Raw genomic sequence first — 11,842 nt, 5'->3', positions numbered from 1 at the left:
TGGCGCGCCCGACAGGAGTCGAACCCATAACCTTCTGATCCGTAGTCAGACGCTCTATCCAATTGAGCTACGGGCGCGTATTTATTAATTCACTTGGTGCGGCCGAGAGGACTTGAACCTCCACGGGGTTGCCCCCACTAGGCCCTCAACCTAGCGCGTCTGCCATTCCGCCACGACCGCATTTAATCTTGCGACTTTACCATTATATAAAATGCAAGTAAGTATGTCAAGACTAAAAATGGTGAGCCATGAAGGACTCGAACCTTCGACCCTCTGATTAAAAGTCAGATGCTCTACCGACTGAGCTAATGGCTCGGAAATGGCTGGGGTACTAGGATTCGAACCTAGGCATGACGGAATCAAAATCCGTTGCCTTACCGCTTGGCTATACCCCAACAAATGGCGGTCCCGACCGGGATCGAACCGGCGATCTCCTGCGTGACAGGCAGGCATGTTAACCGCTACACCACGGGACCTAAATATTTTATCTTCTTTTATAAGTGGTGACCCGTACGGGATTCGAACCCGTGTTACCGCCGTGAAAGGGCGGTGTCTTAACCACTTGACCAACGGGCCATGGCTCCGAAGGTAGGACTCGAACCTACGACCAACCGGTTAACAGCCGGTTGCTCTACCACTGAGCTACTTCGGAATGTTGTTCGTTTGTCGTTCGCATCACGCTGTCGACTTTTATTATTATAGACAGGTCTATCCTAAACGTCAACACTTTTTATAAACTTTTTTCTAAGTTTTTTTCAAAAAGCTCACAAACCCTTGTTACATAAGGTTTCTTCATTATAAAACAAGTCTATTCATTCCTTCTTAAACACCCATTCTACTCGATTATTTCACTTTTCACATAGGTAATTGCACTTCTGCATTTACTACAACAATACTTGCTTACATCCATTTTGCGCTTTCTTCTATATAATTGCTGACACCCCACACAAATATACGTATGAATTGTCTGTCTCCGCTTCTTTTTTTGATTTTCTTCTATAGTAGAACAAAAACGAGGAGCTCCCACTTTTTTTAATAACTCACGAAAATCCTTATCCCGATGCTTATAACCCATCCCTCTTATATGTAAGTGATAGTGACATAGTTCATGCAAAATAATCCCGCGCAGTTCTTCCTCACCAAAATGATCATAAAGCTTCTTATTGAGTTCAATATTATGGGACTGCAGCAAATAACGGCCACCTGTCGTTTTTAAACGACTATTAAAATACGCTTGATGTAAAAATGGGACTTTAAAATAAGTAAGCGATAATTGTTCCACTAGTTGTTGTACTTGTTCATCTGTCATATCATTCACCTCCAAATCAACAAAATATTTCCTCAATCGTTTCAAAGCTGCATGTTCGTTTCATATATCTGCAAATATACTTCTTCTCCATACAAAAAAAGTGTACAGGGACTCCCCGTACACTTTCTAGTTTAATCATTTTGTGCAGCTGGTGGAAGCATTGTTAGGGAAATCCGACCTTTTTTCACTTCAACGCCTTCTACCCATACGGTTACGATATCACCTAACGAGACAATATCAAGCGGATGTTTCACGCGTTGTTTTCTCATTTTCGAAATGTGGACAAGTCCATCTTGCTTCACACCAATATCAACGAATGCCCCAAAGTCGACTACATTTCGTACTGTCCCTTGTAGTTCCATACCGACTTGTAAATCCTCCATTTGTAGTACATCTGTTTTTAGTAATGGTTGCGGGAAGGCATCTCGTGGATCACGCGACGGCTTCATTAACGTGTCGACGATATCTTGAATGGTTACTTCACCAACCCCTAGTTGCTCACTTAAATCGGAAATCGATAACGTAGCAATTGCCTCTTCTGCCTCTTTAGAACCGACATCCTTTTTCGTCACACCGGCAATTTGTAAAATTTGTTCTGCTAATGGATAACTTTCAGGGTGAATCCCTGTTGCATCCAGTGGATTTTTGGCTTCTGGTATACGTAAAAAACCAATCGCTTGTTCATATGTTTTGGCACCAAGACGCGGAATTTTCTTCAATTGTGCACGAGACGTAAATTTCCCACCTTCTGCACGGGCATTGACGATATTTTCAGCTACTGTTTTTGACAACCCTGAAATGTATTGTAAGAGCGAAGCAGATGCTGTATTTACATCAACACCGACTTGGTTTACAGCCGTTTCCACAATAAATGCTAACGATTCCGCTAATTGCTTTTGCGAAACGTCATGCTGATACTGACCTACACCCACCGCTTTCGGATCGATTTTCACCAGTTCTGAAAGCGGATCTTGCAAACGACGCGCAATCGATACCGCACTTCGCTGTTCTACTTGTAAATCCGGAAACTCTGCGCGGGCAACATCTGAAGCGGAGTACACGGAAGCACCTGCTTCATTGACGATGACGTATGCAATATCACCTTCTACCTCTTTTAATGTATCCGCTATAAACTGCTCTGTTTCTCTAGAAGCCGTGCCATTGCCAATTGCAATCATTGTAATCGGATACTTTTTCAATAACGCTTTGACTGTTTCTTTCGACTTTGCGACATCCGGTTTTGGTGGGTGTGGATAAATTGCTGTTACCTCCAGCATTTTCCCCGTTTCATCGATAACGGCTAGTTTACAACCTGTGCGGTAAGCAGGGTCCACGCCGAGCACCATTTTGCCACGAATCGGCGGTTGTAATAGAAGATTCCGTAAATTTTCCGAGAAAATATGAATAGCTTGTGCTTCCGCCTTTTCTGTTAGTTCGGCGCGAATTTCACGTTCGATCGATGGCTCAATTAATCGCTTATAGCTATCGGCAAGCGCTTCCTTTACTTGTGCCACTGCATCACCCATGAATTTTTGAGGAATCCACTTATGCTCCATTGCTTGAATCGCACGCTCCACTGGTACCGCAATGGACACACGTAAAATATCCTCTTTTTCACCACGGTTAATCGCTAAAATACGATGCGGTACGATCCGATTGACTGGCTCTTCGTATTCATAGTACATTTCGAATACTTGCTTTTCGTCTTTTTCTGCATTCTTTCCAACGGTTACAACTTTGCCTTCACGACGAGAGAGCTTGCGTAACTGTTCACGAATGGATGCATCGTCAGCAAAGCGTTCTGCTAAAATATCTCGCGCACCTGCTAAAGCAGCTTCGGCTGATTCGACGCCTTTCTCAGCATCTATATACTTAGCAGCAATTGGTTCTATCGTGCCTTTAGGAAACGCCATTAACGCATCTGCCAGTGGTTCCAGTCCACGCTCTTTGGCAATCGTTGCTTTTGTACGGCGTTTTTGTTTGTACGGTCGATACAAATCTTCCACACGTTGTAAAACCGTTGCTGCTTGAATGGCAACTGATAGTTCTTCTGTTAACTTCCCTTGCTCATCAATTAAACGTAATACTTCTTCCTTCCGTTGTTCAAGCTGTTGTATGTAATGGTAGCGGTCTTCAATCGCTTTAATTTGCACCTCATCAAGAGAACCCGTCGCTTCTTTACGATAGCGCGCGATAAACGGTACAGTATTTCCGTCTTCCAGTAGCTTAATAACAGCTTCCGCTTGATGTGGTTTTACATTCGCATCTGTTGCAATGAGCTGCAACATTTTCTTTTGTTCCATCATTCCACTACCTTTCATTTTTCATGATTTCATTTTACCATCACCACTAAAAAAGAGCTTACTATTCACTCCTTGATATGCTCTACATTAAAACAAAAAAGAGCGACGAAACATTGCACTGTTTCGATGCTCTTTACTTTTATGTATTAAAATTTTACTAACCCTAAGCTAATCGCTAATGCAATATCTACTTTCTCCATGAGCGCTTCATCTAACTGCGTAATCCGGTCTGTTAACCGTGATTTATCAATTGTGCGCAATTGTTCAAGCAAAATTACCGAGTCGCGCTCGAAACCATACTTTTTTGCATCAATTTCCACATGCGTAGGTAATTTTGCTTTTTGAATTTGCGCAGTAATTGCAGCGATGATAACCGTCGGGCTAAATCGATTTCCGATATCGTTTTGAATAATTAAGACAGGTCTTGTACCACCTTGTTCAGAACCTACAACAGGTGAAAGATCTGCAAAAAAAACGTCCCCACGTTTTACAATCAAATTGTCATCCCCCGCTAACGAGACGCTCTACCATATGTTCTGCCTCATACTCTGCATGTAGACATTCCCTACAAATTGCCAGATTGATGTGTGACATTTCCACATAGCCCTTCATTAAAGCTTCCCGTATATGATTTGGTTGTGTATGCTTCGAAAAATTTTCAGTCGACATGTACGTGACCTCATTTTCGCTAAAATAAATCAATTCAAACATATGTTTGAATTCTGTAAAAAAATCATTCGTTTGTTTTACCATTAAATCTTGCGTTTCCAATTTTTTCGCGTACACAGAAAGCACCTCCACCCAAAACCATACGTACACTTCTACATTACAAGTTCATTTTAACATCGAACATTGGCAATGAAAAGACAAGAATACAAAAAATCTGACAATCCTTGTAATTAGCCGCGCGGTTTCTAGTAGAATTTCGTGCTTTTTATTTGTTATTATACACCCTCGGAACGCGTGAAGTGATGATACATGGCACTTCGTAGTTAATTGTGTCGCATTTTGTCGCCCATTCATCAATTGAAATAAAATCGTTTTCTTGTGCGCCTAATAATGTGACTCGTTCTCCAACATTATATGCACGTGGCAATAAAATCATACATTGATCCATACAAATTCTCCCGACAATTGGACAACGCTCTCCTCTCACAAGAACGGTTTGTCCGCCTAATTTGCGTATCATCCCATCTGCATAACCGATTGGTAGCGTACCAATAAAGCAATCTTCCGCCGCCGTGTATGTTGCACCATAGCCAACCGATTGCCCTGCTTTTAATTGTTTCACATGGACCAGCTCTGTTTCTAATGAAAGCGCTTGATGAATCGGAAACGGTAAAATACGCGAAACATAACCGGAAGGCGCTAAACCGTATAACGAAATACCGTAACGAACTGCATCAAACTGTAGCGGTGTGTCTTTAATTAAAGCCGTCGCCGTATTCGCTGCATGTACAAGTCTCGGTTTAACTGGTAATGCCGCAATGAGCTCTTTAAACAGACTCGCTTGGTGATCGAAGTATTGTGTCTCTTCCTCATCAGCTGTTGCAAAATGCGTAAACACACCATCGACTACAACATGCGGTGTTGCTTGGATTTCTTCATATAACTCAAGTAACTGCGCTTTTGATGTGACACCAATTCGGCCCATTCCTGAATCCACTTTTATATGTAGTAGCAGAGGCTTGGAAAGTGCTGGTGCTACTTTTAATTGCTTGACCCATTCCGGTGAAAATACCGTTAACATAATATGATGTTCACTTGCGTACGGTGCAAACGATACAGGTGTTGCACCTAGCACTAAAATATCGGTTTCCGGAAAATGGTTACGTATGTGTACTGCTTCGTCGGGTGTTGCAACTGCTAAAATAGTTGCCCCTGCTTGTAATGCCGCACGTGCGACTTCTACATCTCCATGTCCATAAGCATTCGCTTTTACGACAGCAATAATTTGTACATGATCTTGCAAGTGACGACGCAAATTTTGTACATTGTCACGAATTGCTTGTAAATCAATCATCGCCTTTGTCGGACGGTAATAGTGTGTCTGTTCCATTTGTCTTATACCCTCTTTTGTCATTGATCAACTAGATTTTATATTGTTGTACGTCTCTATCCGCCCAACAAAGCACTTACTATTTTACATTTCCTACTGTCATGGAAGCTGCAACTTCCATCATCTCTTCTCTTGTCAGTTTCGTTGAGGCAAGGAAGAATGATACGCCGTCCTTTTCCCAACTAATAGATGTATCTGTAATCGCTCCAATTGTAAATCCTAAATCCGCTAAATCACCTGGTGCAAATACAGGCAATACCGAATTCCCTGATGTTGCTGGCTGTTGCATTAATGTATATGCCTTCTCACCTTCAAACGTCAAAACAACCCGCTCTACTCCATCTTCTTGAATGACTGTCTCATCCGCAAGCTTCGTATTTTCCCACTGAACAGATGGATAATGCGTTTGCAACTCTTTATCCTCTATATCGGCAGCTGCTACCTCATTTTCCTCATTTTCTGAGAATTTTTCAACTGCATACTCTTCTTTTTTATGCGCAACGGATAAATCAATTTCTTTAAAGTCAATCACGATTTTTTCCTCTTTGCTATCATCCATAATGACAACAGATTTTGGTAGCATCGTTTTCTTATCAACCACAATTTTTTGTAGCGGTAGACCTGTTTTCTCTGCATTGCGTGTGGCTGTTTCAAAAATGTACTCGCCGTCTTTCTCTGTCATGACGGCTTCTTTGTCCTCTGCAATGTCTTGCGCAAGCGCACCAATGAGGTAGGCTTGGCTATTTTGCTTCGGCCATTCACTCTGGAATTTATACGTTTTCCGTAATGCCGGTGTCACAACAAAGACACCTTCCTCATTCCGCACAATCATTTGCGTGACATTGTCATTCTGTTCCGTTACCGTCACACGATAAAAATCAGGCTTTGTATGCCACACGTTGACATCATATGTGCGCGGCTCCCCTCCTGTTTTCATTTCCATTGTCGCGGTAAGCTCGTACCCTTTTCCGTCACCCCATTCTTCACCTAATTTCCCAACAACTTTCTCCTGTGATGAACCTCCACATGCCACTAACAAAAAACTCATTATAACTAGTACACTAATAAGACGAAATCGCAACGCCCCACCCTTTCTCCATGTTCCTTACCGTAATTGTATGGCGTGTTTTAGCATTTTATGTACTATTTCATCAAGACAACTTGAGCAGCTGCTACTTGTTTTGTATGTGTAATGCTAATAAAACCATTAACAAGTACGCCATCAAAATAAAGAACAGGCTTACCTACCTCATCTTTTAAAATTTCAATTTGATGCAATTCACAGCCTTTTCCAATGCCTGTCCCTTTTGCTTTGGAATAGGCTTCTTTTGCTGCAAAACGACCGGCTAAAAATTCAATTTGACGTGACTTCGAAAGTGTGTCAAAAATGGCACGTTCTTTTTCGGTTAAAATACGTTCTGCAAACTTATATGATCGCATAAGCGCCTTTTCTATTCTCTCTAGTTCCACTAAATCAAGTCCAATTCCTACAATCATTTAGTACCTCATCCTTTCAATCTACTTATCAATCCATGTATAATACTATTAAATCGAGGTGGAATCATGTTTATACGTAACGAAAATTTCAAACAGTACATTCATAGTTACCCTGTCGTCTCTACACTGCTAACGGTTAATTTAGCGATTTACATTTTGACATTAATCCCGAAGTTGGGCGATGAAGTTTTTTACTTCGGTATAAGTGTCAATGGCGCAATCATGCAAGGTGAGTGGTGGCGCATTATGACAGCAATGTTTTTACACGGCGGCTTTATGCATGTTTTATTTAATATGTTCTCTTTATTTTTATTTGGTCCAGAATTAGAAAAAATGGCAGGGAAAATACGCTTCCTAGCGATTTACTTTTTATCTGGGATTGGTGGTGGCTTAGCGACATTGTTAACACAAGATCCTACGTATGCAACGGTTGGTGCTAGTGGTGCGCTTTTCGGTATTTTCGGCGCATTTGGTGCTATTTTATACCGCTATCGTCATGCAATGCCTCAGCTCAGACAAATTATGTTACCCCTTATCGTCATTAGTGTCATTTTAACATTCTTACAATCTAACGTGAATGAGGCAAGTCATATTGGCGGCTTAGCAACGGGCTTCGTACTCGGTTTATTTTTCTTTAAACGAAAACCGACTGTCGTCTGGCGCAATCGCACATAAAAAAACTTCCGAAATTACTCTTCGGAAGTTTTTTTATATTCATACCAGTTCATTAAAGCTTCAATATCTCGCTGCTCCATATGATAGGCACTTGCCTTCGCGCCCGTCATCCCTGACATAACGACTACTTGCCCTGTCGCTACTTGCTTGCGCTTTTGGAAATAGCTTTGCCTTTGCTCCGTCACTTGAATGCGGCTCTTCTCTACGCAGAAGGTGACTCGACTAATTTGACGATAGATAATTGTTAGCTGCGAGCCATACACCTGAAAACGGGCGGTTTTATGTTGCCATATCCCTAATAATATAACCGGAATAACGAGTAACAACGATAATAACCCGTAAGGATAAAATACATAAGACGGGACAATCATTAAAGGTATTAACCATAGGAAATCAATGCGATAGAAAAATGGACGTGCACGTCGTGGCGAGCGAATCATCTGCTGTTCCTCTAATCGGAACTGAAATTGCGGGAACAATGCAGCAAGTGGTTCCATCGCCTCTTTTTTCGAAATAAGCGGGAACAACACGATTTTTTTATCTTTCCCTTCTGCAAAGCCCCCACCAGCACTTTCTACTTGCACCGTTGCAAGACCGAATGGCTGACGAAGTGGATTTTCAACAATTTTAATCGCCTGTACACGATTCAGCGGAATTGTAATCCGCTTCTTTTCAAGCAAACCGCGCGTAATGACAAGCCGGTCATTTTCCTCCGTTACCGTAAAATCAAAATAATTTAAGAGCGTAAGCGCAACAGATATAATCCATGCACCTAATACCCCGATAAAAATAAGCCCGATGATGAGTGCAATACTGTACTTCACAAGATGTGAAAACTCATCATAAATCCACTCGAATGGGATGTATTCCGCAAATTGCGAAATTACAGCGAATACCCCAAATATCACAACACCAATCCCACTAGACGTTGTCGCTAATATAATTAAATCTTTTGGGGACATTTTATGAATGACACGCCCTTGTGGTTGGATCACCCCAGCCGTTACTTCCGTTTCTACACGTCCGCGCATTTTCGCCTTGTTCATTTCCTGTTCAATCTGATCAGCTGCTGCACGTGTAATGGCTGTGAGCTGCGCTTCTGGCTTCCCATCTTTACTGCCTGCTGTTTCAACTAATACTTGCACAAGTCCAAATATCCGGTGAAAAATACCTTCTTTATAATTTAAACTTTGAATACGATCAAACGGGATATAGCGCTTCTTTTTGACAAATAATCCGTATTCCACACGCAGCTCACTATCTTCAAACCAATAACGGAATGTCCACCATTTTAATATCCCTGATACAAATGTAAAAATAAGTGCTGCTACTAAAATAAAGAGCGGAATCATTTGACTAAAAAATCTTTCATCCCGAAAATTCAACGTAAAATTAAACCCATTAGCAACAACGATAATAATAATCGGAATCGCCATATCCTTTAGCGCTTTGACACAGTTAATCAGGGCAGAAACAGCATGTAGTTTTAATTTAGACATCTTCTTCCGCCACCCTTGCTAATTCTGAAATGCGTGCACGTAATGCATCTGCTTCATGCGTTTCTAAAAAAGGAATGGTATGTGTTGTTGCTGCCGATGAAATGGAAATATTCGATAAACGATACCGCTTTAAAATTGGCCCTTGTTCTGTATCTACATGCTGTACACGTACCATCGGGATTAACGTACGTGTCACAACGAATAAACCACTTTGAATTTCAATTTCCTGTTCACGTACCTCGTAACGCCAAATATTGTATCGAATGTTAGGGAAAATCCAAATAAACAAAATAATAGCAAGTATAACAATCCCCCAAGCAATCAGGTAAATATAAAGCGGCCACTCGAATGTATACGTTAAAAATGTTGTAACACCCGCAAGTATTGCGAGCAGTAGCGTTTGGAATAGTCCGTAAATACGCCACACCGTTACCCCTCTTTCGGGGATTTTATATTTTGGTTGCTCCCTCATCTTTCCCACCTCTTTCTTCTTTGTATTTTATACGATTGAACGCTGAATTTGTTTCATTTCTGAAAATAAGGACTTTAAACCAAATATATACTTAACTTATATACCTTCATGTAGAACGGCTAGCTTGTGATTCATATATAATAGCCAGAAAAAAAACCGTCCCTCGAAAGGAACGGTTCACATCAATATTATTTTTCGTCACGTCGACGTGGACGACGATCACCACGATTACGGTCTCGGTCTCCACTACCGCTACGACGACGGTCGCCTCCGCGCTCACCACCACGATTACGGTCACCGCTGCCGCTACGACGGCGGTCGCCTCCGCCTCCGCGTCCACCACGATCATTACGACCACGGCCTCCGCCACCTTGAGAACGCTCACGACGCATTGGTAATGGACGCTCTTCTGTAATTGTTACAGGCGTTGCATCAGGCTCTTTTGTCATTGTTTTAATGGCAGCTGCTACTACATCGATAGCATCGTTATTTTCTAAAATTTGCGCTGCTAAATCACGGTAGTTGCCTAAATCATTATTTTGAACTAATTCTACTAATGTTTGCATTGCTACTTCTTGTTGCCCAGCAAGCGCTTCTTCTGTGCTTGGTGGACGAAGTGGTGTCATGCGTTTTTTCGTTGTTTCTTCCACAATACGTAAGTAACCCATTTCACGTGGTGTTACGAATGTCACCGCTAAACCAGTATTTCCAGCACGACCTGTACGACCGATACGGTGAACGTACGATTCTGGATCTTGTGGAATATCGAAGTTATACACGTGCGTTACACCTGAAATATCAAGACCACGTGCTGCTACGTCTGTTGCGATTAAAATGTCAATTTTGCCTTCTTTAAATTGACGTAAAACCGATAAACGTTTCGCTTGGCTTAAATCACCGTGAATACCTTCTGCAAGGTAACCACGTAAAGTTAACGCTTGAGATAACTCATCTACGCGGCGTTTTGTACGACCAAAAATAATAGCTAACTCCGGTTTTTGAACGTCTAATAAACGAGATAGAACATCAAACTTTTCACGTTCTTGTGCTTTTACAAAGAACTGCTCAATGTTTTCCATTGTTAATTCTTTCGCTTTAATTTTTACTACTTCTGGATCACGCATGAATGTCTCAGCAATTTTACGGATTGCAGGAGGCATTGTTGCAGAGAATAGTAATGTTTGACGAGTTGATGGTACGTTTTCTAAAATCGAGTTAATATCATCGATGAAGCCCATGTTTAACATTTCATCTGCTTCGTCTAATACTAATGTTTGTACATCGTCAAGCTTTAGTGTGCGACGGTTAATATGGTCAATAATACGACCTGGTGTACCTACAATAATTTGTGGCTTGTTTTTAAGCGCACGAATTTGGCGTCCGATTTCTTGTCCACCATATACAGATAATAATTTAACGCGCTTATCATAACCAATTTTGTAAAGCTCTTCAGATACTTGAATCGCTAATTCACGAGTTGGTGCAATAACTAACGCTTGAATGTTTGGATTTTTAGGATCGATTTTTTCGATTAGAGGAATACCGAATGCGGCAGTTTTACCAGTACCTGTTTGCGCTTGACCTAATACATCACGGCCTTCCATTGCAAATGTAATAGTACCTTCTTGGATTGGTGTTGCTTCTTCAAATCCCATACGTTTTACTGAACGTAGTGTAGATTCGCTAATGTTTAATTCTGAAAAATTTGTCAAACTCTTCAATCTCCTTTTTTCCTTTTAAGTTGACAAATGGTTACATTTTCAGATGAAGTATGTCGGCAAACTCGAGCCTGTATATGGAACGTTTCCGTTACTTAAAAAATTCTCCCTGCTATTTGCAGAGCTCTCTTATATGAAAAGGAAAGCCCGGTCTTTGCCGAGCGGTTCAATTCTATATCGTTCAATTGTTCCGTTATCATGAAAATAAAATAGAATAAAACCGTTAAATTCAAAAAAAAGTACTCTTCAACATTAATTATGAAGAGTCTTCGCACAAAATGTATCCATTGCTCTACATAGTCTAACACGT

At 41.2% G+C, this 11,842-nt stretch carries 11 protein-coding genes and 7 tRNA genes; 1 reads left to right on the top strand and 17 read right to left on the bottom strand.

Features of this window, described 5'->3' with window-relative positions; translation table 11 throughout:
• The 14 genes from AC3II9_RS09585 to acpS form a co-directional block, all read right to left on the bottom strand.
• Positions 1 to 77: transfer RNA gene (locus tag AC3II9_RS09585), tRNA-Arg, on the bottom strand.
• A 17-nt stretch (positions 78 to 94) separates the two neighbouring features.
• A tRNA-Leu gene (locus tag AC3II9_RS09580) sits at positions 95 to 180 on the bottom strand.
• Between the two features lie 59 nt (positions 181 to 239).
• A tRNA-Lys gene (locus AC3II9_RS09575) sits at positions 240 to 315 on the bottom strand.
• A 5-nt stretch (positions 316 to 320) separates the two neighbouring features.
• A tRNA-Gln gene (locus AC3II9_RS09570) sits at positions 321 to 395 on the bottom strand.
• 5 nt (positions 396 to 400) lie between these two features.
• Positions 401 to 476 (bottom strand) — tRNA-Asp (locus AC3II9_RS09565).
• Positions 477 to 501: 25 nt separating this feature from the next.
• Positions 502 to 576: transfer RNA gene (locus AC3II9_RS09560), tRNA-Glu, on the bottom strand.
• Between the two features lies 1 nt (position 577).
• Positions 578 to 652, bottom strand: a tRNA-Asn gene (locus AC3II9_RS09555).
• A 183-nt stretch (positions 653 to 835) separates the two neighbouring features.
• Positions 836 to 1,309, bottom strand: a complete 474-nt coding sequence (locus tag AC3II9_RS09550; RefSeq protein ID WP_489155159.1) for a SprT family protein — start codon at positions 1,307 to 1,309, stop codon at positions 836 to 838.
• Between the two features lie 131 nt (positions 1,310 to 1,440).
• A complete protein-coding gene (locus tag AC3II9_RS09545) occupies positions 1,441 to 3,612 on the bottom strand; it encodes a Tex family protein (protein WP_489155157.1) in 2,172 nt (723 codons plus the stop codon).
• Positions 3,613 to 3,758: 146 nt separating this feature from the next.
• Complete coding sequence (locus AC3II9_RS09540; protein ID WP_391374204.1) at positions 3,759 to 4,109, bottom strand: type II toxin-antitoxin system PemK/MazF family toxin; 351 nt, start codon at positions 4,107 to 4,109, stop codon at positions 3,759 to 3,761.
• A 4-nt stretch (positions 4,110 to 4,113) separates the two neighbouring features.
• Positions 4,114 to 4,398, bottom strand: coding sequence for a transcriptional regulator (locus AC3II9_RS09535; protein WP_391374202.1), 285 nt, complete (start codon positions 4,396 to 4,398; stop codon positions 4,114 to 4,116).
• 148 nt (positions 4,399 to 4,546) lie between these two features.
• Positions 4,547 to 5,671: an alanine racemase gene (alr, locus tag AC3II9_RS09530; protein ID WP_489155155.1), complete on the bottom strand. Its 1,125-nt coding sequence runs from the start codon at positions 5,669 to 5,671 to the stop codon at positions 4,547 to 4,549.
• 79 nt (positions 5,672 to 5,750) lie between these two features.
• Positions 5,751 to 6,752, bottom strand: coding sequence for a LolA family protein (locus AC3II9_RS09525; protein WP_489155153.1), 1,002 nt, complete (start codon positions 6,750 to 6,752; stop codon positions 5,751 to 5,753).
• A 62-nt stretch (positions 6,753 to 6,814) separates the two neighbouring features.
• Positions 6,815 to 7,168, bottom strand: coding sequence for a holo-ACP synthase (acpS, locus tag AC3II9_RS09520; protein ID WP_489155151.1), 354 nt, complete (start codon positions 7,166 to 7,168; stop codon positions 6,815 to 6,817).
• A gap of 66 nt (positions 7,169 to 7,234) precedes the next feature.
• Here acpS and AC3II9_RS09515 point away from each other — a divergent pair, with 66 nt between their 5' ends.
• Positions 7,235 to 7,843, top strand: a complete 609-nt coding sequence (locus AC3II9_RS09515; protein WP_489155150.1) for a rhomboid family intramembrane serine protease — start codon at positions 7,235 to 7,237, stop codon at positions 7,841 to 7,843.
• Between the two features lie 14 nt (positions 7,844 to 7,857).
• Here the strand turns inward: AC3II9_RS09515 and AC3II9_RS09510 are convergent, their stop codons facing one another.
• The 3 genes from AC3II9_RS09510 to cshA form a co-directional block, all read right to left on the bottom strand.
• On the bottom strand, positions 7,858 to 9,342 hold the full coding sequence (locus AC3II9_RS09510) for a PH domain-containing protein (RefSeq protein ID WP_489155148.1): 1,485 nt from the start codon (positions 9,340 to 9,342) through the stop codon (positions 7,858 to 7,860).
• Positions 9,335 to 9,814 (bottom strand): PH domain-containing protein, encoded by a 480-nt coding sequence (locus tag AC3II9_RS09505; RefSeq protein WP_489155146.1) that lies wholly within the window; start codon positions 9,812 to 9,814, stop codon positions 9,335 to 9,337. The genes AC3II9_RS09510 and AC3II9_RS09505 overlap by 8 nt, the downstream gene beginning before the upstream one ends.
• 188 nt (positions 9,815 to 10,002) lie before the next feature.
• Positions 10,003 to 11,526: a degradosome RNA helicase CshA gene (gene cshA / locus AC3II9_RS09500; protein ID WP_489155144.1), complete on the bottom strand. Its 1,524-nt coding sequence runs from the start codon at positions 11,524 to 11,526 to the stop codon at positions 10,003 to 10,005.
• Between the last annotated feature and the right edge of the window lie 316 nt (positions 11,527 to 11,842).

The sequence above is a fragment of the Lysinibacillus sp. RU7 genome (genome assembly GCF_057837305.1).
This window is presented reverse-complemented; position numbering and strand designations above follow the sequence as displayed.

What these genes read in the sequence shown, in the direction of transcription:
- acpS (WP_489155151.1), bottom strand. Translation starts at nt 7,168, where the DNA reads ATGATTGTAGGAATTGGACTTGATTTAGTGGAACTAGAGAGAATAGAA.
- AC3II9_RS09510 (WP_489155148.1), bottom strand. Translation starts at nt 9,342, where the DNA reads ATGTCTAAATTAAAACTACATGCTGTTTCTGCCCTGATTAACTGTGTC.
- AC3II9_RS09545 (WP_489155157.1), bottom strand. Translation starts at nt 3,612, where the DNA reads ATGGAACAAAAGAAAATGTTGCAGCTCATTGCAACAGATGCGAATGTA.
- AC3II9_RS09505 (WP_489155146.1), bottom strand. Translation starts at nt 9,814, where the DNA reads ATGAGGGAGCAACCAAAATATAAAATCCCCGAAAGAGGGGTAACGGTG.
- alr (WP_489155155.1), bottom strand. Translation starts at nt 5,671, where the DNA reads ATGGAACAGACACACTATTACCGTCCGACAAAGGCGATGATTGATTTA.
- AC3II9_RS09550 (WP_489155159.1), bottom strand. Translation starts at nt 1,309, where the DNA reads ATGACAGATGAACAAGTACAACAACTAGTGGAACAATTATCGCTTACT.
- AC3II9_RS09515 (WP_489155150.1), top strand. Translation starts at nt 7,235, where the DNA reads ATGTTTATACGTAACGAAAATTTCAAACAGTACATTCATAGTTACCCT.